Source organism: Blastococcus sp. SYSU D00868, from assembly GCF_054050575.1.
This window is the reverse complement of the sequence record NZ_JBJGZO010000003.1, coordinates 1-23,003: the sequence shown is the minus strand read 5'-3', so window position 1 is coordinate 23,003 and position 23,003 is coordinate 1. Positions and strand designations below refer to the sequence as shown.

At 75.0% G+C, this 23,003-nt stretch carries 24 protein-coding genes; 16 read left to right on the top strand and 8 right to left on the bottom strand.

Translation table 11 applies throughout. The features are described from left to right. Positions 1–8 precede the first annotated feature (8 nt). The 5 genes from ACI79F_RS03455 (at position 9) to ACI79F_RS03435 (ending at position 3,194) form a co-directional block, all read left to right on the top strand. A complete protein-coding gene (locus ACI79F_RS03455) occupies positions 9–461 on the top strand; it encodes a MarR family winged helix-turn-helix transcriptional regulator (RefSeq protein ID WP_456547046.1) in 453 nt (150 codons plus the stop codon). Beyond that, a complete protein-coding gene (locus ACI79F_RS03450; protein ID WP_456547047.1) occupies positions 458–1,093 on the top strand; it encodes a hypothetical protein in 636 nt (211 codons plus the stop codon). Before ACI79F_RS03455 ends, ACI79F_RS03450 begins: the two co-directional genes overlap by 4 nt. Before the next feature lie 9 nt (positions 1,094–1,102). Then, positions 1,103–1,297: a DUF3046 domain-containing protein gene (locus ACI79F_RS03445; RefSeq protein WP_456547048.1), complete on the top strand. Its 195-nt coding sequence runs from the start codon at positions 1,103–1,105 to the stop codon at positions 1,295–1,297. 219 nt (positions 1,298–1,516) lie between these two features. Further along, on the top strand, positions 1,517–2,551 hold the full coding sequence (recA, locus tag ACI79F_RS03440) for a recombinase RecA (protein WP_456547049.1): 1,035 nt from the start codon (positions 1,517–1,519) through the stop codon (positions 2,549–2,551). Positions 2,552–2,555: 4 nt separating this feature from the next. After that, positions 2,556–3,194 carry a regulatory protein RecX gene (locus ACI79F_RS03435; RefSeq protein WP_456547050.1) on the top strand — a complete coding sequence of 213 codons (639 nt, stop codon included), beginning with the start codon at positions 2,556–2,558 and terminating at the stop codon, positions 3,192–3,194. Between the two features lie 105 nt (positions 3,195–3,299). On the opposite strand, the gene ACI79F_RS03430 is transcribed toward ACI79F_RS03435, so the two are convergent. From ACI79F_RS03430 to ACI79F_RS03410, 5 genes are all read right to left on the bottom strand, one after another. Then, on the bottom strand, positions 3,300–3,725 hold the full coding sequence (locus tag ACI79F_RS03430; RefSeq protein WP_456547051.1) for a hypothetical protein: 426 nt from the start codon (positions 3,723–3,725) through the stop codon (positions 3,300–3,302). Between the two features lie 127 nt (positions 3,726–3,852). Further along, positions 3,853–4,761: an amino acid ABC transporter permease gene (locus tag ACI79F_RS03425; RefSeq protein WP_456547052.1), complete on the bottom strand. Its 909-nt coding sequence runs from the start codon at positions 4,759–4,761 to the stop codon at positions 3,853–3,855. After that, positions 4,758–5,408, bottom strand: a complete 651-nt coding sequence (locus tag ACI79F_RS03420; RefSeq protein WP_456547053.1) for an amino acid ABC transporter permease — start codon at positions 5,406–5,408, stop codon at positions 4,758–4,760. Before ACI79F_RS03420 ends, ACI79F_RS03425 begins: the two co-directional genes overlap by 4 nt. 86 nt (positions 5,409–5,494) lie before the next feature. Further along, the gene (locus tag ACI79F_RS03415; protein ID WP_456546442.1) at positions 5,495–6,394 is read right to left on the bottom strand and encodes a glutamate ABC transporter substrate-binding protein; all 900 of its coding nucleotides are present in this window, start codon (positions 6,392–6,394) and stop codon (positions 5,495–5,497) included. Positions 6,395–6,424: 30 nt separating this feature from the next. Next, the gene (locus tag ACI79F_RS03410) at positions 6,425–7,171 is read right to left on the bottom strand and encodes an amino acid ABC transporter ATP-binding protein (protein ID WP_456546444.1); all 747 of its coding nucleotides are present in this window, start codon (positions 7,169–7,171) and stop codon (positions 6,425–6,427) included. 112 nt (positions 7,172–7,283) lie between these two features. On the opposite strand from ACI79F_RS03410, the gene miaB reads away from it, so the two are divergent. Further along, a complete protein-coding gene (gene miaB, locus ACI79F_RS03405; RefSeq protein ID WP_456546441.1) occupies positions 7,284–8,774 on the top strand; it encodes a tRNA (N6-isopentenyl adenosine(37)-C2)-methylthiotransferase MiaB in 1,491 nt (496 codons plus the stop codon). 57 nt (positions 8,775–8,831) lie between these two features. Here miaB and ACI79F_RS03400 read toward each other — a convergent pair whose 3' ends face one another. After that, entirely contained in the window at positions 8,832–10,397 is a 1,566-nt protein-coding gene (locus ACI79F_RS03400; RefSeq protein WP_456546440.1) for a DUF349 domain-containing protein, read from the bottom strand. 40 nt (positions 10,398–10,437) lie between these two features. Here ACI79F_RS03400 and ACI79F_RS03395 point away from each other — a divergent pair, with 40 nt between their 5' ends. Genes ACI79F_RS03395 through dapF form a run of 3 tightly spaced genes read left to right on the top strand, consistent with a single transcriptional unit; the run spans position 10,438 to position 13,022 of the window. Then, entirely contained in the window at positions 10,438–11,157 is a 720-nt protein-coding gene (locus ACI79F_RS03395) for a hypothetical protein (protein ID WP_456546439.1), read from the top strand. Positions 11,158–11,175: 18 nt separating this feature from the next. Beyond that, entirely contained in the window at positions 11,176–12,108 is a 933-nt protein-coding gene (gene miaA / locus ACI79F_RS03390) for a tRNA (adenosine(37)-N6)-dimethylallyltransferase MiaA (protein ID WP_456546438.1), read from the top strand. Then, a complete protein-coding gene (gene dapF, locus ACI79F_RS03385) occupies positions 12,105–13,022 on the top strand; it encodes a diaminopimelate epimerase (protein ID WP_456546437.1) in 918 nt (305 codons plus the stop codon). Before miaA ends, dapF begins: the two co-directional genes overlap by 4 nt. A gap of 13 nt (positions 13,023–13,035) precedes the next feature. On the opposite strand, the gene ACI79F_RS03380 is transcribed toward dapF, so the two are convergent. Beyond that, positions 13,036–13,239, bottom strand: coding sequence for a hypothetical protein (locus ACI79F_RS03380; RefSeq protein ID WP_456546436.1), 204 nt, complete (start codon positions 13,237–13,239; stop codon positions 13,036–13,038). Positions 13,240–13,401: 162 nt separating this feature from the next. On the opposite strand from ACI79F_RS03380, the gene hflX reads away from it, so the two are divergent. From hflX to ACI79F_RS03365, 3 genes are all read left to right on the top strand, one after another. Beyond that, a complete protein-coding gene (gene hflX / locus ACI79F_RS03375) occupies positions 13,402–14,865 on the top strand; it encodes a GTPase HflX (protein WP_456546435.1) in 1,464 nt (487 codons plus the stop codon). 70 nt (positions 14,866–14,935) lie between these two features. After that, entirely contained in the window at positions 14,936–15,682 is a 747-nt protein-coding gene (locus ACI79F_RS03370) for a phosphatase PAP2 family protein (RefSeq protein WP_456546434.1), read from the top strand. Then, on the top strand, positions 15,654–16,757 hold the full coding sequence (locus ACI79F_RS03365; protein WP_456546433.1) for a hypothetical protein: 1,104 nt from the start codon (positions 15,654–15,656) through the stop codon (positions 16,755–16,757). The genes ACI79F_RS03370 and ACI79F_RS03365 overlap by 29 nt, the downstream gene beginning before the upstream one ends. Positions 16,758–16,793: 36 nt before the next feature. Here ACI79F_RS03365 and lexA read toward each other — a convergent pair whose 3' ends face one another. Next, complete coding sequence (gene lexA / locus ACI79F_RS03360) at positions 16,794–17,573, bottom strand: transcriptional repressor LexA (RefSeq protein ID WP_456546432.1); 780 nt, start codon at positions 17,571–17,573, stop codon at positions 16,794–16,796. A gap of 307 nt (positions 17,574–17,880) precedes the next feature. On the opposite strand from lexA, the gene ACI79F_RS03355 reads away from it, so the two are divergent. The 4 genes from ACI79F_RS03355 to ACI79F_RS03340 all read left to right on the top strand — a co-directional run bounded on the left by ACI79F_RS03355 (position 17,881) and on the right by ACI79F_RS03340 (position 22,938). Then, the gene (locus ACI79F_RS03355; protein WP_456546431.1) at positions 17,881–18,417 is read left to right on the top strand and encodes a LysM peptidoglycan-binding domain-containing protein; all 537 of its coding nucleotides are present in this window, start codon (positions 17,881–17,883) and stop codon (positions 18,415–18,417) included. 110 nt (positions 18,418–18,527) lie between these two features. Continuing rightward, positions 18,528–19,085 carry a hypothetical protein gene (locus ACI79F_RS03350; RefSeq protein ID WP_456546430.1) on the top strand — a complete coding sequence of 186 codons (558 nt, stop codon included), beginning with the start codon at positions 18,528–18,530 and terminating at the stop codon, positions 19,083–19,085. 356 nt (positions 19,086–19,441) lie between these two features. Continuing rightward, positions 19,442–19,999 carry a transcriptional regulator NrdR gene (gene nrdR / locus ACI79F_RS03345; protein WP_456546429.1) on the top strand — a complete coding sequence of 186 codons (558 nt, stop codon included), beginning with the start codon at positions 19,442–19,444 and terminating at the stop codon, positions 19,997–19,999. Between the two features lie 77 nt (positions 20,000–20,076). Then, positions 20,077–22,938, top strand: a complete 2,862-nt coding sequence (locus ACI79F_RS03340) for a vitamin B12-dependent ribonucleotide reductase (RefSeq protein ID WP_456546428.1) — start codon at positions 20,077–20,079, stop codon at positions 22,936–22,938. Positions 22,939–23,003 lie beyond the last annotated feature (65 nt).

Sequence of the window (23,003 nt, the reverse complement as noted above, 5' to 3'; positions counted from 1 at the left end):
AGTTCACCATGGCGGAGCGGATCGACCCGGTCGCGGCCCTCGACCGGCTGCTGGAGGTCACCGTCCTGCTGGGACGCGACATGGCCGAGGGGCTGGCCGCCCACGGGCTGACCGTCCCGCGCGCCACGCTGCTGTGGCACCTGCGCGAGCACGGGCCCAGCACCCAGCGGTCGCTGGCCGACGGGCTGGGCGTGACGCCCCGCAACGTCACCGGCCTGGTCGACGGGCTGGTCGAGGCCGGCCTGGTCACCCGCGAGCCGCACCCCGGCGACCGCCGCGCCACGCTGGTGTCGTTCACCGACCGCGGCGCGCGGCTCGTCGACGAGTTCGGCGCCGGGCAGGCGGAGCTGGCCGGCCAGCTCGTCGGTGGCCTGGACGACGACGGGCTGGCGGGCCTCGTCGCGGGGCTGGACGCGGTGCTCGCGCGGCTGCGGGAGCTCGTCGCCGGGGCGGCGTCGTGAGCCGGGCCGGCGGCCTCGTCGACCTCGCCCGCCGGGCGCTGGCGCTCGAGCTCACGATGTGGCGCGCGCTGTTCCGCTGGGGAGCCCGCCGTCCGCGGGTGCCCGCGGGCGCCGAGGCCTTCCCGTACGCGGCCGCGACGACGCCGGTGATCTGGGTGTTCGTCGTCGTCTCCGCCGTCGAGGTGGTCGTCGTCCACGTGGTCGTGCCGTGGGAGACGGTGCGATTCGTCCTCGACCTCGCCGGCGTCTACGGGGTGCTGTGGATGCTCGGCCTGCTCGCCGCCGTGCGCACGACGCCGCACTGGGTGGACGACACGGGGCTCCGCGTGCGGCACGGCTTCGCCTCGGTCGACCTGGTCGTGCCGTGGGAGGAGATCGCCGCGGTCCGGCTGCGCCGCCGGTCGGTCGAGGGGTCGCGGACGGTGCACCTGCACGCCGACGGACCGCGCCGCGCCGTGTCGGTGAACGAGGGCTCCTCCACGCAGGTCGACCTCGAGCTGCGCACCCCCCGCGTGCTGCCGCTGCGCCGGGCCGGCGCCGAGCCGGTGGCCGAGCTGCGGATCGCCGCCGACGACCCGGCCGCGCTCGTGCGGCGACTGCGCGCCGGGATGCGGGCGGCGCCGGCGCGCTAGCGTCGGGGTGTGCGTCTGCAGGAGTTCTGGTCCCGGCTGGAGGGGCAGTTCGGCTCCATGCGCGCGCAGAGCGTGGTGCGCGACCACGTCTTCTCCGCCCTCGGCGGCCGCACGGCGGCCGACGCGATCGAGGCGGGGCTGCCGGTGCGGCGGGTGTGGCTGGCGATCTGCGAGGAGTACGAGGTCCCGCCGAAGGAGCGCTGACCGGCGCCCCGCGCGGCCGTCCCGCGGCACGTGTGGGACGGCTGGGACGGGCGGCGTGTCGGGCTGGCGGTCGAACACACGTTCGGCCTACTGTGTTCCACAGGCCGGGTGTTCCTCCACAGGTCCGGTCGGTCCCCCGGAAGTGTCAGACCTCGTCTCTAGCGTCGGCACCGATCCGCTCGACACACACGACACCGTGACTTCCCGAAGGTGAACACCATGGCAACGCTCGACCGCGACAAGGCCCTCGACATGGCCCTCGCCCAGATCGACAAGCAGTTCGGCAAGGGCTCGGTCATGCGGCTGGGCGACAGTGCCGCGCAGGCGATCAAGGTCATCCCGACCGGTTCGATCGCCCTCGACATCGCGCTCGGCATCGGGGGCCTGCCCCGGGGCCGGGTCATCGAGGTGTACGGCCCCGAGGCCTCCGGCAAGACGACCGTCGCGCTGCACGCGGTGGCCAACGCCCAGGCCGCCGGCGGCATCGCGGCGTTCATCGACGCCGAGCACGCCCTCGACCCCGAGTACGCGCGGGCCATCGGCGTCGACACCGACGCGCTGCTGGTCAGCCAGCCCGACACCGGTGAGCAGGCGCTGGAGATCGCCGACATGCTCATCCGCTCCGGCGCGCTCGACATCATCGTCATCGACTCGGTGGCCGCGCTCGTGCCCCGCGCCGAGATCGAGGGCGAGATGGGCGACAGCCACGTGGGTCTGCAGGCCCGCCTGATGAGCCAGGCGCTGCGCAAGATCACCGGTGCGCTGAACAACTCCGGCACGACCGCGATCTTCATCAACCAGCTGCGCGAGAAGGTCGGCGTCGTCTACGGCTCGCCGGAGGTCACCACCGGTGGCCGCGCGCTGAAGTTCTACTCCTCCGTCCGCCTCGACGTCCGCCGCATCGAGACCCTCAAGCAGGGCACCGACGCGGTCGGCAGCCGGGTGCGCGTCAAGGTCGTCAAGAACAAGGTGGCCGCGCCGTTCAAGCAGGCCGAGCTCGACCTGCTCTGGGGCGTCGGCTTCAGCCGCGAGGGCGGCCTCATCGACATCGGTGTGGAGCAGGGCATCGTCCGCAAGTCCGGTGCCTGGTACACGTACGAGGGCGACCAGCTGGGCCAGGGCAAGGAGAACGTCCGCGGGTTCCTGCGGGACAACCCCGACCTGGCCGACGAGATCGAGAAGAAGATCAAGGAGAAGCTGGGCATCGGCCCGCAGGTCGACGCGCCGGCGGTCGCCGACACCCCCGACTTCTGAGCCGGTGGGGAACGACCTCGAGGTCGACCGCCCCGCACGCGGCCGGTCCCGGCGGCGTCCGGCCGCGCCCCCCGAGCGGGGCGCGGCCGAGCCGCCGGGCGACCCGGCCGACGACCCCGGCGACCCGGAGGCGGTGGCCCGCGCCATCTGCCTGCGGGCGCTGACCGGGGCGGCCAAGACCCGGCGGCAGCTCGAGGAGCTGCTGGCCCGCAAGGGCGTCCCGGCCGACGCCGCCGAGGCGGTCCTGGACCGCTTCAGCGAGGTCGGCCTGATCGACGACGCCGCCTTCGCCCGCGCCTGGGTCGGCTCGCGCCAGGCCGGGCGGGGGCTGTCCCGGCGGGCGCTGAAGTCCGAGCTGCGCGCCAAGGGCGTCGACGGGGAGGACGCCGAGGAGGCGCTCGCGCTCGTCGACGACCAGGACGAGTGGGACGCCGCCCGGCGGCTGGTCGCCCGCCGCGTGCCCGGGCTGCGCCGCGTGGACCGGGAGACCGCACACCGGCGGCTCATGGGGATGCTGGCGCGCAAGGGCTACGGATCCGGGCTGGCCGGCATCGTCGTCCGCGAGGCGCTGGACGCCGAGTGGGACGACGAGGAGGCCGGCACCGGGCACCCGGAGCTGGGGCTCGACGCGTTCCTGCCCTGAGCCCCGCCGCACGGACGACGACGGCCCCGCACCCCGGTCAGGGGTGCGGGGCCGTCGTCGTCGGCACCGCCGCCGCAGCGGCGGCCCCGGCGGGCCGGGAGGCGGTCAGACCGCCGCGGGGGAGTCCAGCTTCGCCCACGCCACGACGTCGACGGCCAGGCCGTCGGGCGACTCCTCGTCGGCGACCAGCCAGGCCTCCTCGTTGCGGCGGTCGCTGGCGAGCCAGGTCTGGATCTGCGTGTCGAACCCGCCGTCGGCCGCGACCGCGCCGCGGCTGACGGGGCCGAGGAAGGTCAGGTCGACCTCGACCTCGCCGGCGAAGCGCAGCACCAGGCGGCAGCGGGCACGGCGGTGCCGCGCCGGGGGCACGACCTCGCGGACGACCGCGGTCTCGGCGCCGGCGGCCAGCGCGAACGTCGGCGCGGCGGCGCGCACGCGGTTGACGAACTCCTGGGCGGGGTCCGGCTGCCCGTCGGAGAGCCTCGTCACCGCGGGCAGCGGCGGCACGGCGGGGCGAAGAGCGGTGTCCACGGCCAGCTACTCGGCAGTGCCGGCGGCCGGCCTGACCGGACGCCGTCCCAGCAGGCACCGGCGTCCCGCCCGTCCCACTCCGCACGGAGGTGTCCGGCCGGCCCGCCCCGCAGCGCGCGCCCGGGCCTCACGCCCCCGTGCGCACGGGGGCCGCCTCGCCCGGTTCGCCGACGCCGGCGGCGCGGCCGGCGCGGCCGGCCCGCTGCTGACGGCGCTGGATGTACTCCGCGAGCCGCCCCAGCGTGTAGTTGATGGCGATGTAGATCAGCGCGACGACGGTGAAGGTCTGGATCGGGTTGTCCAGGTTCCGCTGGATGCTCTCGCCCTGGCTGAGCAGCTCGTCGTAGTTGGCCACGAAGGCGACCAGCGAGGTGTCCTTGAGCACCACCACGAGCTGGCTGATGATCGCCGGCAGCATGACGCGGAAGGCCTGCGGCAGCAGCACCAGGCGCATCGTCTGGCCGTTGGTCAGCCCCGTCGCCAGCGCCGCCTCCCGCTGGCCGCGGGGCAGCGAGGCGACGCCCGCCCGGATGACCTCGGCGAACACGACCATGTTGTAGGCGGTCAGGCCGATGACCAGCCCCCAGAACACCTGACCGCCGGGCAGGCCGCTGAGGTCGACCCCGACGTCGTCGAGCACGCGCACCCCGAAGTACACGAGCACGACCACGGGCAGGCCGCGGAACACCTCGACGAACGCGATGAGCGGGATGCGGCCCACCCGGCCCAGGGACAGCCGGGCGACGGCGATGAGGGTGCCGAGGACGACCGACAGCACCATGGCCACCGCGGCCGCCTCGAGGGTGTTGACCACGCCCTCGCCGAGCAGCCGCCACACGGCGTCGAACGCCTCGTTGTCGGGGTCGATGAGCGGACCCCACAGCTCCATCGAGAACTGCCCGCGGTCGGCGAGCCGGCGGACGACGAGGAGGGCCAGCCCGGCGAGCAGCACCAGCGCCACCGCCGTCCCGATCCGGGTGCGGCGGCGCCCCCGCGGGCCCTGCGCGTCGTACAGGACCGACTGCTGGTCGCTCATCGCGCGATCGCCACCCTCCGCTCGACGACCTGCAACAGGGCTCCGGCGGGCAGGGTGATGAGCAGGTAGCCGATGGCCACCCCGGTGAAGACGGGCAGCGTCTCGAGGCCCCGGGCGCTGGTGAGCGTCTGCCCGGTGCTCCACAGGTCCCCGCCGACGCCGAAGGCGCCGACCACGGCGGAGTTCTTGAACATGGCGATCAGGACGCTGCCCAGCGGCGGCACCACCGTGCGCAGCGCCTGGGGGAGCACGACGAGGCGCAGGTTCTGCCCGAAGGTCAGCCCGAGGGAACGGGCCGCCTCGGCCTGACCGGCCGGCACCGCGTTGATGCCGGAGCGCACCGCCTCGCAGACGAAGGCCGACGTGTAGAGCACCAGGCCGAGCACGCCGAAGAAGAAGAAGCTGTTGTTGATGCCGATCTCGGGCAGCCCGAACGCGCAGAAGAACAGGACGACCGACAGCGGGGTGTTGCGGAACGTCGTCACCCACACCGTGCCGAGGGTGCGCAGCGGAGGCACGGGCGAGACGCGGCAGGCGGCGATCACCACGCCGAGGAGCAGCGAGCCCACCAGCGACCACAGGATGATCTCCAGCGAGGTGAGGAAGCCGTCGACGAAGAGGTCGAGGTTGTCGAGGACCGGGCTCACGGGCGCTCCCTCCAGGCCGGCCGGGATCGGTGCGGGGCGCTGCGCCACGGCCGGCCGCCGCGGCGGCCGGCCGTGGCGTCAGGCGGTCAGGAGCAGGGCTGGGGCTCGGGCAGCTCGGGGGTCTCGGTGCCCTCGACCTGGCCGGCGGTGCTCTCCCAGGCCTCGACGTAGGCGTCCTCGTTGTCGGCGAGCGTCTCGTTGATGAACTCGCAGAAGGCGACGTCGCCCTTCGTGATGCCGATGCCGTAGGGCTCCTCGGTGAACTGCTCGCCGACGAGCTTGAACGCGCCGTCGGACTCCGAGACGAAGCCCAGCAGGATCACGTTGTCCGTCGTCACGGCGTCGACCTGGCCGTTGCTCAGGGCGTCGGCGCACTGCGAGTACTCGTCGAACAGCACCAACTGGTCGTCGCTCGCGAGGTACTGCCGGATGGTCTCCGACGGCGTCGAGCCGGTCACCGAGCAGACGGTCGCGTCCGGGTTCTCCGTGAACGACTCCGGCCCGGTGATCTCCTCGTCGTCCGACGCGACCATGATCTGCTGGCCGGCCTCGTAGTACGGCCCGGCGAAGGACACCCGCTCCCGCCGGGTGTCGTTGATCGTGTAGGTCGCCACGACCATGTCGACCTCCCCGCCCTCGAGCACCTCCTCGCGGACGGCCGACGGGGTCTGGACCCACTCGATGTCGCCCTCGGCGATGCCGAGCGCGCCGGCGATGATCTTCCCGACCTCGACGTCGAAGCCCTCGACCTCGCCCTCGAGGTTCTCCAGACCGAACCCCGGCTGGTCGAACTTGGTGCCGATCCGGATGGTGCCCGCCTCGGCGAGCCGGGCCATCGTGGTGCCGGCCTCGAACTCCGGGGCGTCGGCGACCGACGGCTCGGCGGCGTCGCCGCCGCCCCCGTCGTCGCCGTCGTCCCCGCAGGCGGCGAGAGCGAGGGTGGCGATCGCGACGGTCACGGCGGTCGTGGTGCGGCGGAACCTCATGGACGTGCTCCTCTCGGGTCAGGGCGGGGATCAGTGGGTGAGGATCTTGGAGAGGAAGTCCCTGGCCCGGTCCGAGGTCGGGCGGGTGAAGAACGTCTCGGGCTCGGCCGACTCGAGGATCCGGCCGCCGTCCATGAACACGACGCGGTTGGCCGCCCGGCGGGCGAAGCCCATCTCGTGGGTGACCACGACCATCGTCATGCCGTCGCGCGCGAGGGAGGTCATGACGTCGAGGACCTCGTTGATCATCTCCGGGTCCAGCGCCGACGTCGGCTCGTCGAAGAGCATCACCTTCGGGTCCATGGCGAGCGCGCGGGCGATGGCCACCCGCTGCTGCTGGCCCCCGGAGAGCTGGGCGGGGTACTTGTCCGCCTGGCTGCCGACCCCCACGCGGTCGAGCAGCTCCCGCGCCCGCTTCTCGGCCTCCGCCTTCGACCGCCGCCGGACCTTCACCGGGCCGAGCGTGACGTTCTCCAGCACGGTCTTGTGGGCGAACAGGTTGAAGCTCTGGAACACCATGCCGACGTCGGCGCGCAGCTTGGCCAGCGCCCGGCCCTCCTCGGGCAGCAGCTCGCCGTCGATGCGGATCTCGCCCTGCTGGATCGGCTCGAGCCGGTTGATCGCCCGGCACAGCGTCGACTTGCCCGAGCCGGACGGGCCGATGACGACGACGACCTCGCCGGCGTCGATCTCCAGGTCGATGTCCTGCAGGACGTGCAGCTCCCCGAACCACTTCTGCACGCCGGTGAGCTGCACGAGCGGGCGAGCTGCTGTGATGCCGGTCACAACCCGGACCCTAGGGTGACCGTCGTCCCGCGGGCGACCGCAGCCGTCACGATTCGGGAACGAAGCCGGGTGCGGGCAGGGTCGCCGTACCCTCGACGGCGACATGGACAGCGCAACCGCCCCCCTCGAGGACCCGGCGCCCGCCCGCACCTACCGGGTGCGCACCTACGGGTGCCAGATGAACGTGCACGACTCCGAGCGGCTCGCCGGCCTGCTGGAGGCCGCCGGGTACACCGCGGCCGCGGAGGAGGACGACGCCGACGTCGTCGTCCTCAACACCTGTGCGGTCCGGGAGAACGCCGACAACCGGCTGTACGGCAACCTCGGGCACCTGCGGCCGGTGAAGGACGCCCGGCCGGGCATGCAGATCGCCGTCGGCGGCTGCCTGGCGCAGAAGGACCGCGGCGAGATCGTGCGGCGCGCGCCGTGGGTCGACGTCGTCTTCGGCACCCACAACGTGGGCTCGCTGCCGGCGCTGCTGGAGCGGGCGCGGCACAACGCCGAGGCGCAGGTGGAGATCGCCGAGGCGCTGGAGGTCTTCCCCTCGACGCTGCCGGCGAGGCGGGACTCGGCCTACGCCGGCTGGGTCTCGATCAGCGTCGGCTGCAACAACACCTGCACGTTCTGCATCGTCCCCGCGCTGCGCGGCAGGGAGAAGGACCGGCGGCCGGGCGAGATCCTCGCCGAGGTGCAGGCCCTGGTCGACCAGGGCGTGCTCGAGGTGACGCTGCTCGGCCAGAACGTGAACGCCTACGGCGTCGAGTTCGGCGAGCAGGGCGCCTTCGCCGACCTGCTCCGCGCGACGGGTGCGATCGAGGGCCTGGAGCGGATCCGGTTCACCAGCCCGCACCCGCGCGAGTTCACCGACGACGTCATCGCCGCGATGGCCGAGACGCCGGCGGTCTGCCACCAGCTGCACATGCCGCTGCAGTCGGGGTCGGACGACGTGCTGCGCCGGATGCGCCGCGCCTACCGGCAGGAGCGCTACCTGGGGATCATCGACCGCGTCCGCGCCGCGATGCCCGACGCCGCGATCACGACCGACATCATCGTCGGGTTCCCCGGCGAGACCGAGGCCGACTTCGAGCAGACCCTCGAGGTCGTCCGGGCCGCCCGCTTCGCCAGCGCCTTCACCTTCCAGTACTCCAAGCGGCCCGGCACGCCCGCCGCGGAGATGGACGACCAGCTGCCCAAGGAGGTCGTCCAGGAGCGCTACCTGCGGCTGACCGCGCTCCAGGACGAGATCAGCTGGGCGGAGAACCGCGCGCAGGTCGGCCGCGGCGTCGAGCTGCTCGTCGCCGCCGGCGAGGGCAGCAAGGACGCGCGCACCGGCCGGCTGTCCGGCCGCGCCCGCGACGGCCGGCTGGTGCACTTCACGGCGGCGGACGGGGTGCGCCCCGGCGACGTCGTCGAGACCGTGGTCACCCAGGCGGCGCCGCACCACCTCGTCGCCGACGGCCCGCTGCTGTCCCACCGTCGCACCCGCGCGGGCGACGCGCACGAGGCGGGCACCCGGCCGACCACCCCCGGCGTGCTGCTCGGCATGCCGCGGATCGGTGTGCCCGAGCCCCTGCCGGTGTCCGCCGGCTGCTGACCCCACGCGAGAGGGCCCCCGTCCGCACCGGACGGGAGCCCTCCTGGCGACCGGGCGCTACCGGCGGGAGGACGAGGCGGCCTTCTCCGCCTCGGCCAGCCACTCCTGGCGGGTGGCGAGGTTGGCCTGCGCCTCGGCGATGCGGCGCGCGTCACCCGACGCCTCCGCCTTGGCCAGCTGCTCCTCGGCCTTCGTGACCGCGGCCCGCATGGAGGTGACCATCGGGTTCTCCGGCGCGGTGCGCACCCGGCCGGCGTCGGCGGCGCCGCGGACCCGCTGCTCGACCGCCTGCATCCGGTCCTCCAGCGTCCGCATGGCGCTGCGCGGCACGTGGCCGATGGCGTCGTAGCGCTCCTGCAGCTTGCGCAGCGCGTTCTGCGCGCCGCGCAGGTCCTTGCTCGGGTCGAGCTTCTCGGCCTCGGCGAGGATCTCCTCCTTGGCCTGCTGGTTGGCCAGCTCGGCGCTGTTGCGGGCCTTGTCCGACTCCGCGCGGGCGGCGAAGAAGACGTCCTGGGCGGCGCGGAACTGCTTCCACAGGTCGTCGTCGCCGTCGCGGCCGGTGCGGGGCACCTGCTTCCAGCGGTCCATCAGCGAGCGCATGGCCGCGCTGGTCGGGCCCCACTCGGTGGACGTCGACAGCCGCTGCGCCTCGGCGATCAGCTCCTGCTTGGCCGCGCGGGCCTCGCTGCGCTGCGCGTCGAGGGCGGCGAAGTGCGCGCCGCGGCGGCGGCCGAACGCGTCGCGGGCGGCGGCGAACCGCTGCCACAGCGCCTCGTCGGTCTTCCGGTCGATGCCGCGGATGGTCTTCCACTCCTCGACGATGGCCTTGAGCCGGTCGCCGGCGGCCTTCCACGCGGTGGAGTCGGCGGCGATCTGCTCGGCCTCGGCGGCGAGGGCCTCCTTGCGCGCGATCTGCGCGGCCCGCGCCGCGGCCCGCTCCGCCCGCGACTCGGCGGCCGCGGAGTCCGCCGTCTCCACCATGGCCCGCGCCCGGGCGGCCAGGCCGTCCAGGTCGCCGACGGCGGTGGCGGTGGGGATCCGCTCCGCCAGCTCCTGCGCCTTGGACTTGAGCTCGCTCGGGTTGCCGGTGTGCGCCTTGAGCCGCGCCTCCAGCAGGGCGACCTCGGTGGCCAGGTCGTCGTAGCGCCGGCCGAAGTGGGCCAGCCCGGCGGCGGGGTCGCCCGCCTGCCACGACCCGACCACGCGCTCGCCCTCGGCGGTGCGGACGTAGACCGTGCCCTCGTCGTCCACCCGCCCCCAGGCGGTGGGGTCCGAGGCCGGTGCCGACGCCGGCTCCCCGGCGTGGTGGGCCGGGACGCCGTCCGGGGCGGGCGCGGCCGCGGCGGCGGCCTCCGCGGGCACCGGCACCTCGGGCGCGGCCTCCGCCGCGGGGTCCGGGGCGGTCTCCGGGGCGGCCTCGGGAGTGGCCTCGGGAGTGTTCTCGGTGCTGGTCCCGGTGGCCGTCGGGTCCGCCAGCTCCGCCGCCGCCGGCGTGGGCGCCGCGGGGGTCCCCGCCTCCGGGGTCACCGCCTCGGACGCCGCCTCGGGACCGGCCGTCTCAGCGACCTCGGACGGCTGGGGGACCTGCTGCGAACCGTCTGCGGGGCTCTCCGTGCTCGACACGCACCGCAGTGTCCCACGTCGCATCGGCGACACTGCTGCGGTGACGACTGAACAGGCCGGCTCGCCGGTCCCGGCCCCGGCCGCGCCGCTGTCGGTCGCGTTCTGCCCGTGCACGCCGCTGCTGCTCCCGGCGGTGGAGGGCCGGCCCGCGCCGGAGACCGCCGCGCTGCGGGCGGCCTGCGCGGCGGCGGTCGACGCGCTGCTCGCGGCGGGCCCGGACACCGTCGTCGTCGTGGGCCCGGGCGCGGCCGGCCGCTACGGCTCCGGCGACGTCGGCGACCTGCGCGGCTTCGGCGTCGACGTGGAGGTCCCCTTCGCCGGCCGGGTGCGGCCCGACGGGCGGCGCACGCCGGCGGCGCTGACGGTCGGCGCCTGGCTGCTGGACCAGGCGGGTCACGGGGGGCCGCGCCTGGGCGTCGGCCCGGCCGAGCTCGGCGACGTCCTGGCCGGGCTGCCCGGGACCACCGGCGTGCTGGCCCTCGGCGACGGTTCGGCCCGCCGCAGCGTCAAGGCGCCGGGCTACCTGGACGACGCGGCGGCCCCGTTCGACGCCGCGGTGGCGGCCGCGCTCGCCGCCGGCGACGCCGCCGCCCTCGCCGCGCTCGACGAGGCGGAGGGCGAGCGCCTGCTGGCGGCCGGCGTGCCGGTGTGGCGGGCCGTCGGCCGGGCGGTCGCCGGCCGCGAGGTGACCGCCGAGCTGCGCCTCGACGAGGCGCCGCTGGGCGTCGGGTACCTCGTCGGCTCCTGGACGGCGCGGTGACGGCGCCGTGACTGCACCGTGAGCGCGCCGGCCGCCGCCCCGCCGGTGGTCGCCGTCGTCGGCCCCACCGCGACGGGCAAGACCGCGCTCGCCGTCGCGCTCGCCTCCCGCCTCGGCGGCGAGGTCGTCAACGCCGACTCCATGCAGCTGTACCGCGGCATGGACATCGGCACCGCCAAGCCCGACGCCGCCGAGCGCGGCGGCGTCCCGCACCACCTGCTCGACCTGTGGCACGTGCGGCAGCCGGCGTCGGTGGCCGAGTACCGGGACCGCGCCCGCGGCGAGGTGGACCGGCTGCGCGCGGCGGGGGTGGTGCCGCTGCTGGTCGGCGGGTCGGGCCTGTACGTGCGCGCCGTCCTCGACGAGCTGGACTTCCCGGGCACCGACCCGGCCGTGCGGGCCCGGCTGGACGCCGAGCTGGCCGACCTCGGCCCGGCCGCGCTGCACGCCCGCCTGGCCGAGGTGGACCCCGCGGCGGCCGCCGCGGTGCTGCCGAGCAACGGACGGCGGATCGTGCGGGCGCTGGAGGTCGTCGAGCTGACCGGCGGCCCCTTCCGGGCGACCCTGCCCGAGCCGCGGCCGCACTACCCGGCCGTCGTCGTCGGGCTGGACCGCGACCCGGCCGAGCTGGACGAGCGGGTCGCGCGGCGGGTGGACCGCATGTGGGACGCCGGGTTCGTCGCGGAGGTCGAGGCGCTGGCCGCCGACGGGCTGCGCGAGGGGCCCACCGCCTCGCGGGCCCTCGGCTACGCCCAGGTGCTGGCCCAGCTCGACGGCGTCCTCACCGCCGAGGAGGCGCGCGAGCGGACCGTCGCGACCACCCGGCGGTTCGTCCGGCGCCAGCGGTCCTGGTTCCGCCGGGACGCCGCCACCACCTGGTTCGACGCCGCCCGCCCCGACCTGGCCGACGCCGTCGCCGCGGTGATCACCGGCCGTACCCTGGGGGCGTGAGCGCGCGCGACCGGGTCCTGGTGGGGCACGGCACGGAGAACGACTTCGTCGTCCTGCCCGACCCCGACGGCGACCGGTGGCCGGAGGACCGGCTGGACGCCGCCATGGTCCGCCGGCTCTGCGAGCGCCGCGCCGGCCTGGGCGGGGACGGCGTGCTGCGGGTGGTGCGCAGCGAGCACGTGCCCGACGCGGCCGCGGTGCTCGGCGACGACCTGGGCCGGTGCGAGTGGTTCATGGACCACCGCAACGCCGACGGGTCGCTGGCGGAGATGTGCGGCAACGGGGTGCGGCTGTTCCTGCACGTGCTGGTCACCGAGGGCCTGCTCGACCGCGCCGCCTGCGCCGACGGCGTCTGGATCGGCACCCGGGGCGGTCCGCGGCGGGTGGGCGCCGCAGCCGACGGCACCTACTGGGTCGACATGGGCCCCGCCCGGGAGTTCGGCCGCGGCTCCGCCGAGGTCGCCGGGCGGCGGTTCGAGGGGCTGGCCGTGTCGATGGGGAACCCGCACCTGGCGTGCCTGACCGATGCCGACCTCGACGCGCTCGACCTGACCGTCCCGCCGCGGTTCGACCCGGCGCTGTTCCCCGAGGGCGTCAACGTCGAGCTCGTCACCGTGCTGCGCGCGGCGGGCGAGGGCGGGGGCGTCGAGGGCACGGACGCGCACGTCCGGCTGCGGGTGCACGAGCGCGGGGTGGGGGAGACCCGGTCCTGCGGCACGGGTGCCTGCGCCGCGGCCTACGCCGCGCTGGCCGCCGGCGGCGCGACCGCCGGGACCGTCGTGGTCGACGTGCCCGGCGGCCGGCTGACGGTGGACGTCGCGCCGGAGACCACCGTGCTGCGCGGCCCCGCCGTCGTCGTCGCGGCCGGCGAGCTCACCGCGGAGTGGCTCCGGGAGCCGGCGCCCCGGGGGTGACCGGCCGGCCGGGTCAGGGGTCGTCGGGGCTGTCGGCCCGGGTCTCCGGCTCGTCCGTGGGGGCCTCCGGCTTGTCCCCGGGCCCCACGTTGCCGGTGCCGCGCGGCTCCCCGCGGCCGGTGTCCTGGTCCGCGCCGCCGAAGGGGTTGCGCGGCGGGTCGAGCCCGGCCGGGTCGCGGCCCGGGTCGTCGATCCCCTCGCTGCTGCTGGTGCTCACGGGTGCCTCCTCGTCGCTGGGTGCTGGGGAGCCACTACCCCCGCCGCGGCGGGATGCATGCGGGGCCCTCCGGTGTTGTACCGGGCGATGACACGAGCAGTGATCTCCACAGAAGCGACAACTCAGGTGCCCCGACGCGAGGGGCATGCCACGCTGGAGCCGATGACGACCGCTCCCGAGCACCTCCCCGCCGACGAGTCCCGCGCCGCCGACCTGCGCCCGGCGCCGGCCGGCCAGTGGGACGAGCCCGACGACACGACCGGCAGCTACGACCTCGAGCAGCGCGGCGCGCTGCGCCGCGTCGCGGGGCTGTCCACCGAGCTCGCCGACATCACCGAGGTCGAGTACCGCCAGCTGCGGCTCGAGCGCGTCGTCCTCGTCGGGGTGTGGACCGAGGGGACGCAGGCCGACGCCGACCGCTCGCTGGCCGAGCTCGCCGCCCTGGCGGAGACCGCCGGCTCGCAGGTCCTCGAGGCGGTCAGCCAGCGGCGCCAGACGCCCGACGCCGGGACCTACGTGGGCTCCGGCAAGGCCAACGAGATCCGCGACATCGTCGCCGCGACCGGCGCTGACACCGTCATCTGCGACGGTGAGCTGACCCCCGGCCAGCTGAACGCGCTGGAGAAGATCCTCAAGGTCAAGGTCGTCGACCGGACGGCGCTGATCCTCGACATCTTCGCCCAGCACGCGAGCAGCCGGGAGGGCAAGGCCCAGGTCGAGCTCGCGCAGATGCAGTACATGCTGCCGCGGCTGCGCGGCTGGGGTGAGTCGATGTCCCGGCAGGCCGGTGGCCGGGTCGCCGGCGGTGGCGGGATCGGGACCCGCGGCCCCGGTGAGACCAAGATCGAGACCGATCGGCGGCGCATCCGCTCCCGGATGAGCAAGCTGCGCCGGGAGATCGCCGGCATGGCGACCGCGCGGCAGACCCAGCGGGCCAACCGCGGCCGCAACGCGGTCCCCAGCGTGGCGATCGCCGGCTACACCAACGCCGGTAAGTCCAGCCTGCTCAACCGGCTGACCGGCGCCGGGGTCCTGGTGGAGAACGCGCTGTTCGCCACCCTGGACCCGACGGTGCGCCGGGCGGAGTCCCCCGACGGGCGGGAGTACACCCTCACCGACACCGTCGGCTTCGTCCGGCACCTGCCGCACCAGCTGGTCGACGCCTTCCGCTCCACCCTGGAGGAGGTGGCCGGCGCCGACCTGCTCCTGCACGTCGTCGACGGCTCCGACCCCGACCCGCTCGGCCAGATCGACGCCGTCCACGTGGTGCTGCAGGAGATCGACGCCTCGTCGGTCCCCGAGCTGATCGTGGTCAACAAGGTCGACGCCATGAGCGAGGACGACGTCCTCACGCTGCGGCAGGCGCTGCCCGGCGCGGTGTGGGTGTCGGCCCGGACGGGCGAGGGGATCGACCGGCTCCGCGAGATCGTCGCCGCCCGGCTGCCGCACCCGGACACCGAGGTCGACGTCCTGGTGCCCTACGACCGCGGCGACCTCGTCGCCCGGGTCCACCGCGACGGCGAGGTGCTCAGCGAGAGCCACGAGGCGGGCGGCACCCGGCTGACCGCGCGCGTCGACGGCGGCCTCGCCGCGGCGCTGGACGGGTACGCCGTCCCGGTCGCCTGACCGGGCGGCGCGCCGCGCCCGTCGACCCGCCCAGGTCACGGGTCGGTCACGGCGCCGGTACCGTGACCCGGTGACCAGTGGCGTGGTGCGACGGTCGCCGGGCGCCCCGTCCGGCGGGCGTCCGGTGCCCGAGCACCCGCCCGTCGTGTCGACCGGCCGGCCGCCGTGGTGGGCGCTGGTCGCGGCGCTCGTCGTCGGCACCCTCCTCACGGTCGACCTGCTCCTCCACGGCCTCACCCGCGACGTCGACGGTTGGGTCTCGGACACGGTCGGCGGTTGGGGGCTGCGTGACTCGGCCGCCTACGACCCGCTGTACTGGGTGACCCAGATCGGCGGGCGGGGGACCGTGCTGGTCGTCCTCGTCGCCCTGGTCGGAACGCTCGCCGTGCGCCAGCGCACGCTGCGCCCGCTGCTGCGGGTGGTCGTCGCGCTCGTCCTGCTGACGGTCGCGGTGTACAGCCTCAAGTACGCGATCGGGCGGACCGCCCCCGGGCACGCCGGCGACTTCCTGCACCACCCCGACGGCCAGTCCTTCCCCTCCGGGCACCTGGCCAACGCGGTGCTGCTGTGGGGCGTCGCCCGGTGGCAGGCGGTGCAGTACGGCCTCGCGCCGTGGCTGCAGCGCCTCTTCTGGGGCCTGGCGGTGGTCGGGCCGGTGCTGTGCGCGCTGGCCATGATCGCGCTGGACTTCCACTGGCTGAGCGACGCCGTGGTGGGGGCGGCCGTGGGCGTCGTGCTGTTGGGCGTGGTTCACGCGCTGGACGCGAAGGTCCTGTCACGCTGGGTGGGTGCCCGAGCAGGCCGTCTGTTGTCGTGACCGCGCGCGGACGGCGCGGTTCCCGGCGCAGGCCGCGCTGACCGTCGCGGTCCTGACCGCCGGCCCGCTCGCCGCCTCCGCGGTCACCGCCCCGGCCGCGCGCGCGGAGGCCGCCCCCGACCCGGTCGTGCAGTGCGAGATCACCGATCCGGGCCTGACGGAGCTGTCCGGGCTCGTGGTCGGCGCCGACGGCACGATGCTGGCCATCAACGACGGCGGTGACCAGGTCGCCGTGCACGTCGTCGACCCCACGTGCCGGGTCACCGGCGTGCACACCGCCGCCGTGGACCCCTACGACCCCGAGGACCTCGCGGTCGGCGGCGACGGGACGGTCTGGCTCGCCGACACCGGCGACAACACCGGCAACCGGTCGACGGTCGCGCTGCTCGCCCTCCGCCCGGACGGCTCCACCGCGGTGTACCGGCTCACCTATCCCGACGGGCCCCACGACGCCGAGGCCCTGCTGCTCGCCCCCGACGGCACGCCCTACATCGTGACCAAGGAGGTGCTCGGCTCCAGCGACGTCTACCGGCCGGTGGCCGCGCTCGAGGAGGCCGGCACCGTGGGCCTGGTCGAGGTGGCCTCGGTGGACCTGACCCTCACCGGCACCCCCGGCGGGCCGGTCGGCCGCGCCGGCCAGCTGCTCGTCACCGGGGGAGCGGTCGCGGCCGACGGCTCGGCGCTGGCGCTGCGCACCTACACCGACGCGTACGTGTGGCCGCTGGCCGGGTCGGACGTGGCCGGCGCGCTGGCGGCGGAGCCCACGCGGATCGCGCTGCCGGAGTCGCCGCAGGGGGAGGCGATCAGCTTCTCCGCCGACGGCGCCTCGCTCGTGGTGGCCAGCGAGGGGCTGCCCAGCGCGGTCACCGTCGTCCCGGTGCCGGCGGGGACCGCGGCGTCCGGCGCCACGGGCGCGCCGGACGGCTCCCTCGACGACGTGCTCACCGGGTCCGACGACGGCGTCTCCCCGGCGGCCGCGGGCGCGGTCGCCGTCGTGGTGGCCACCCTGGTCGTCTGGCTGCTCGGCCGGTTCCGCCGCCGCGGCGCGCCCCCCGGCGGGGCGCCCCGCCCCTGACCCGGCGCGGCCGCGGGCGGCCCGCCGGAGCCGGGGTCAGACGCGCCGCAGGACGGTGACCACGCGGCCGAGGACGGTCGCGTCGTCGCCGGGGATCGGCTCGTAGGCGGGGTTGTGCGGCAGCAGCCACACGTGCCCGTCCTTGCGCTTGTAGGTCTTCACCGTCGCCTCGCCGTCGATCATCGCGGCGACGATCTCGCCGTTCTCGGCGGTCGGCTGCTGCCGCACGACGACCCAGTCGCCGTCGCAGATCGCCGCCTCGATCATCGAGTCACCGGTGACCTTCAGCATGAAGAGGGTGCCCTCGCCGACCAGCTCGCGGGGCAGCGGGAAGACGTCCTCCACGGCCTGCTCGGCCAGCACCGGGCCACCGGCGGCGATGCGGCCGACCAGCGGCACGTAGGTCGGCGCGGGGCTCGCCGTGTCCTCGGCCACCGGCGGCGGGGCGGCGGTCGCGCCGGTGGCGGCCGCGATCTCGCCGGGGAGCCGCACGTCGAGGGCCCGGGGGCGGTTCGGGTCGCGCCGCAGCCAGCCCTTCTTCTGCAGGACGGAGAGCTGGTGGGCCACCGAGGAGGCCGAGGACAGGCCCACGGCCTCGCCGATCTCGCGCACCGACGGCGGGTAGCCGCGGCGGTCGATGGAGTCGCGGATGACCTCCAGCACGCGGCGCTGCCGCTGGGTCAGCCCGTCGCCCGCCTCGCCCCGGTCCGGGAAGGTCCGCACCTCCCTGGCCACGGCCGGCGTCGGCCCGGTCGTCGTGCCGCCCGCGCGGCGCGACCCGCCGCGTCCCCCCGACGTCCCGCTCGTGCCCGCCACGTCTCCTCCTCGCCGGCCGTGTCGCCACGGCTCGTCCGTCCACCCCCGTGGCCGCCTGCCGTGTCCGTGCCGCGGCCGCCGTCCGGCGGTGGTGCCCAGTCGGACGGTAGCGCGTCGGGGCGCCGTCCTCAAACACATGTTCGAAATCCGCTCGTGTCGGGTCGATCCTGTCGGCCCGGTGCGGTAGACATCGCACAGACGTTCGGATCGAACGGCTGTTCGAACCCGCGGGTGCGGCCGCGGGCGGTGGCGGAGGAGGCGCTGGGTGGCTGGCAGGGCGCGCGGGGCGGCGGTCCCCGGATGGGGCGTGGACGGGTCGGGCGGGGTCCCCGCGGGGCAGCGGGGCACGGGGCTGCGGGTGGCCGGCCCGGTGCGCCCGCTGGGCGAGCGCGCGGGCGGCCGTCCGGCGGTCCGCGCGGCGGGGCCGGTGGCCGGCGCCCCGCCGCTGCGCCGGGACGCGGTCCGTCCCGGGGCGCGACCGGTGCGCCTGGAGGTGCGCCCCGCGCGTCCGGGCCCCGGCCGTCCCGCCGGGGCGTCGCGGCCGCGGCCGGTGCGGTCGCCGGTCCGGCTGACCCGGCGCGGGAGGTGCGTCCTCGGGGCGCTCGCCCTCGGCGTGGCCGCCCTCGCCTTCCTCGTGCTGTCGGCACTGCTCGGTCCCGGCGGGGAGCTGGAGCTGGCCGGGGGCAGCAGCGTCGTCGTCCAGCCGGGGGACACCGTGTGGTCGATCGCCACGGCGGTGGCCGACCCGGGCGAGGACGTGCGGGCCGTCGTCGACGCGATCGAACGGCTCAACGACCTCGAGGGCGCCGTCGTCGTGGCCGGCCAGGTGCTCGAGGTCCCGTGACCGCGGCGCGCCGGGTCGCGACATCCACGATTCGGGAGCGCGATCTTCGTCAACCCTCGGGGCGGCGTCCTGCCCGGGAGGAGCGGGGGAGCCGACCTACCGTCTCGCTCGTGCCAGTAGACGTGCGCGGCCGAGCAGCGGTCACCATCGCCCAGCCCCTCGACGCCGAGGTGTTCGTGGCGGGCTCCTGGGTGCCCGGCGCCGTCCTCGGCTGGCGGCACGACGAGGCCGGCGGATGTCAGGCGCAGGTGCGCGTCGGCCAGGGCGGCCACCGGCAGGAGCGGTGGGTGGAGCTGCCCGCGGTCCGGCTGCCCGAGCGGGACGCGGTCCCGGCGGGGGCCGCACCCGCGCCGGCCGCGGCGCCGCCACCCGCGGAGACGGTCGTGATGAGCCGCGCCGAGCTCCGCGGGCTGCTGGCGACCGGTCCGGCCGGCCGCGCCGCCGGGCGGCGACGTCGGCACGCCAGCGACCTCACCGCCGAGCTGCCGGCGGTCCGCTGCGCCGACGCCGCGGCGGCCCCGGGCCGTCACCGCGCCCCCGCGGGCGCCGGTCGCCACCGCGCCGACGACACCCTCGCCGGCCCGCCGGCCGCCGACCTGCTCACCCGGCCCATCCGGGTGGAGGACGTCGCCGCGTGGTCGCGGCGCACCTCCGCCGCGTCCTGCTGACGCCCCGCGAGCCGACACGCCATACACCGCTGGAGGGCCGTCGCGCACGCTGCGCGCGGTCGCCGTCGGCGTGTCCGTGTGACGGCTGGTGTGTCTGACCGCCGCTGGTCACGAGCGTGTTGCAGGGGAACACGCCACGCCGCGTTGCGCTTGCACATCTAGTGGAGCCGGACCTAGGGTTCCCCTACATCTAGTAGTTGCACCGCTGTAAGTCCGTCCACAGGGCGTCCTCAGCTCCTCCCCGGGATGTGCACCGGTTGTCCCCAGGAGGGTCCACAGAGGGCCCCGGCGGGCGCCCGGCGTCGCTCGCGGAGCGGGCCGGGGCAGGGGTGCGGACCGGGGGAGGAGGAACCGCCGTGCGCTGTCCCTTCTGCCACAACCCGGACAGCCGGGTCATCGAGACCCGGGAGGCCGACGAGGGCGCGACGACGCGCCGCCGCCGGTCCTGCCCCGCCTGCGGCCGCCGCTTCACCACGGTGGAGGAGGCGGTGCTCGCCGTCGTCAAGCGCAGCGGCGTGAGCGAGCCGTTCAACCGGAGCAAGGTCGTCGCCGGCGTGCGCCGCGCCTGCCAGGGCCGGCCGGTCGACGAGGACCAGCTGCAGAAGCTCGCCCAGCAGGTGGAGGACGCGATCCGGGCGACCGGCGCGGCCGAGGTGCCCGCCCACGAGGTCGGGCTGGCGATCCTCCGCCCGCTCCGCGAGCTCGACGAGGTCGCCTACCTCCGCTTCGCGAGCGTCTACCGGGCCTTCACCTCGCTCGAGGACTTCGAGAAGGAGATCAGCGAGCTGCGGGCCCGGCACCTCACCGCCGGGACCCTGCCGCTGCCCGGCATGCACCCGGAGCCGCCCGCCGGCCGCCGCCGGGGCGGGACCCGGGGCTCGAACTCGTCCGACGGCAGCGCCGCCGTCACCTGAGAACTGTCAGCACCACCCGATAGAACAGAGCGCGGCTCTCTTCCCCAGCCGCCAGCCACAACCAGAGGGAGAGCTCAGTGACCGAGACCGAGGACCGCCTGTCGGGCCGGACGCGTCGCGCCGCCAAGGCGCCGGCGCGGGGGAAGGGCCTGAAGGTCAAGCGGGTCTTCACGACCGCCGGGGTGCACCCGTACGACGAGGTGACCTGGGAGCGTCGCGACGTCGTCATGACCAACTGGCGGGACGGCTCGATCAACTTCGAGCAGCGTGGCGTCGAGTTCCCCGCCGAGTGGAGCATCAACGCCACCAACATCGTCACCACGAAGTACTTCCGCGGTGCCGTCGGCACGCCGCAGCGCGAGACCAGCCTGCGCCAGCTCATCGACCGGGTGGTGCTCACCTACGGCGCGGCCGGCCGCGAGCACGGCTACTTCGCCACCGAGGGCGACGCCGAGGTCTTCGAGCACGAGCTGACCTGGATGCTGCTGCACCAGTACTTCAGCTTCAACAGCCCCGTCTGGTTCAACGTCGGCACCGCCGCGCCGCAGCAGGTCAGCGCCTGCTTCATCCTCGCCGTCGACGACGAGATGGACTCGATCCTCAACTGGTACCGGGAGGAGGGGCTGATCTTCAAGGGCGGCTCCGGCGCCGGCCTGAACCTCTCCCGGATCCGCTCCTCCAAGGAGCTGCTCTCCTCCGGCGGCACCGCCTCTGGCCCGGTCAGCTTCATGCGCGGCGCCGACGCCTCCGCCGGCACCATCAAGTCCGGCGGGGCCACCCGCCGCGCGGCCAAGATGGTCGTCCTCGACATCGACCACCCCGACATCGAGGAGTTCATCGCGACCAAGGCGCGCGAGGAGGACAAGATCCGCGCGCTGCGCGACGCCGGGTACGACATGGACCTCGGCGGCAAGGACATCACCAGCGTCCAGTACCAGAACGCCAACAACTCGGTCCGGGTCTCGGACGAGTTCATGCGCGCGGTGGAGGACGGCACGGAGTTCGGGCTGCGCGCCCGCCTCGACGGCTCGGTCATCGAGACCGTCGACGCCAAGGACCTGTTCCGCAAGGTCACCCAGGCCGCGTGGGAGTGCGCCGACCCCGGCATCCAGTACGACGACACGATCAACGACTGGCACACCAACCCCGAGACGGGCCGGATCAACGCGTCCAACCCCTGCTCGGAGTACATGAGCCTGGACAACAGCTCGTGCAACCTGGCGTCGCTGAACCTCATGAAGTTCCTCAAGGACGACGGCACGTTCGACTCGAAGAACTTCGTGAAGGCCGTCGAACTGGTCATCACGGCGATGGACATCTCCATCTGCTTCGCCGACTTCCCGACCGAGCCGATCGGCGAGACGACCCGCGCCTACCGGCAGCTGGGCATCGGCTACGCCAACCTGGGCGCGCTGCTCATGGCCACCGGCCACGCGTACGACTCCCGGGGCGGGCAGACGCTGGCCGCGGCGATCACCTCGCTGATGACCGGCACCGCCTACCGCCGCTCGGCCGAGCTGGCCGGCATCGTCGGCGCCTACGAGGGCTTCGCCCGCAACGCCGACGCGCACGCCCGGGTCATGCGCAAGCACGCCGCGGCCAACGACGCCATCCGCCCGGTCGGCGCCGACGACGCCGACGTGCTCAAGGCGGCCACGGCGCAGTGGCAGGAGTGCCTGGAGATCGGCGCCGACAACGGCTGGCGCAACGCGCAGGCCTCGGTGCTGGCCCCCACCGGGACCATCGGCTTCATGATGGACTGCGACACGACCGGCATCGAGCCGGACTTCTCGCTGGTCAAGTTCAAGAAGCTGGTCGGCGGCGGCTCCATGCAGATCGTCAACCAGACCGTGCCGCGCGCGCTCAAGAGCCTGGGCTACCAGGAGGAGCAGATCGAGGCGATCGTCGAGTACATCTCCGAGCACGGGCACGTCGTCGACGCGCCGAGCCTGCGGCCGGAGCACTACGAGGTCTTCGACTGCGCCATGGGCGAGCGGGCGATCAGCCCGATGGGCCACGTGCGGATGATGGCCGCGGTGCAGCCGTTCATCTCCGGCGCGATCAGCAAGACGGTCAACATGCCGGAGACGGCGACCGTCGAGGACGTCGAGAACATCTACTTCCAGGGCTGGAAGCTCGGCCTCAAGGCGCTGGCGATCTACCGCGACAACTGCAAGGTCGGTCAGCCGCTCTCCGACGCCAAGGCCAAGAAGAGCGAGGCGAAGGTCGAGGAGGCCGCCGCGGCCCCCGCCGCGATGTCGCACCCGGTGCGCAAGCGGCTGCCCAAGAAGCGCACCAGCATGACGACGTCGTTCAGCGTCGCCGGCGCCGAGGGCTACATGACCGCCGGCATGTACGAGGACGGCAGCCTCGGCGAGGTCTTCCTGAAGCTCGGCAAGCAGGGCTCGACCCTCGCCGGCGTCATGGACGCCTTCTCGATCGGCATCTCGATCGCGCTGCAGCACGGTGTGCCGCTGGAGACCTACATCCAGAAGTTCACCAACATGCGCTTCGAGCCGGCCGGCATGACCGACGACCCGGACATCCGGATCGCCCAGTCGGTGATGGACTACATCTTCCGCCGCCTGGCGCTGGACCACCTGCCGGTGGACAAGCGGGCCAACCTCGGCATCTTCAGCGCCGAGGAGCGGGCCGCACAGGTCGCCGGCTACGACACCCCGGCCTCGACCGCCGCGGTGGTCGAGGAGGAGGAGGTCGACGTCGAGGCGCTGCGCGGCTCGGTGCCGACCGAGGCCCCCGCGAAGCCCGAGGCGGTCAAGAAGGACGTCAAGGAGGCCCACTCCTCGGCCGAGCTGCTGGAGATCGTGACCGGCAACGTCACCGACGCGCCGCTGTGCATGACCTGCGGCACGAAGATGCGCCCGGCCGGCAGCTGCTACGTCTGCGAGGGCTGCGGCTCCACCAGCGGCTGCAGCTGACCTGACGGGCCGGGGCCCCGCCCCGGCACACCGGCACCACACCGTCGGCCCGGTCCCTCTCGCGA

Coding starts and splice junctions, on each gene's coding strand:
- recA (WP_456547049.1), top strand. CDS start 1,517: ATGGCAACGCTCGACCGCGACAAGGCCCTCGACATGGCCCTCGCCCAG.
- ACI79F_RS03425 (WP_456547052.1), bottom strand. CDS start 4,761: ATGAGCGACCAGCAGTCGGTCCTGTACGACGCGCAGGGCCCGCGGGGG.
- miaB (WP_456546441.1), top strand. CDS start 7,284: ATGGACAGCGCAACCGCCCCCCTCGAGGACCCGGCGCCCGCCCGCACC.
- hflX (WP_456546435.1), top strand. CDS start 13,402: ATGACGACCGCTCCCGAGCACCTCCCCGCCGACGAGTCCCGCGCCGCC.
- ACI79F_RS03415 (WP_456546442.1), bottom strand. CDS start 6,394: ATGAGGTTCCGCCGCACCACGACCGCCGTGACCGTCGCGATCGCCACC.
- ACI79F_RS03455 (WP_456547046.1), top strand. CDS start 9: ATGGCGGAGCGGATCGACCCGGTCGCGGCCCTCGACCGGCTGCTGGAG.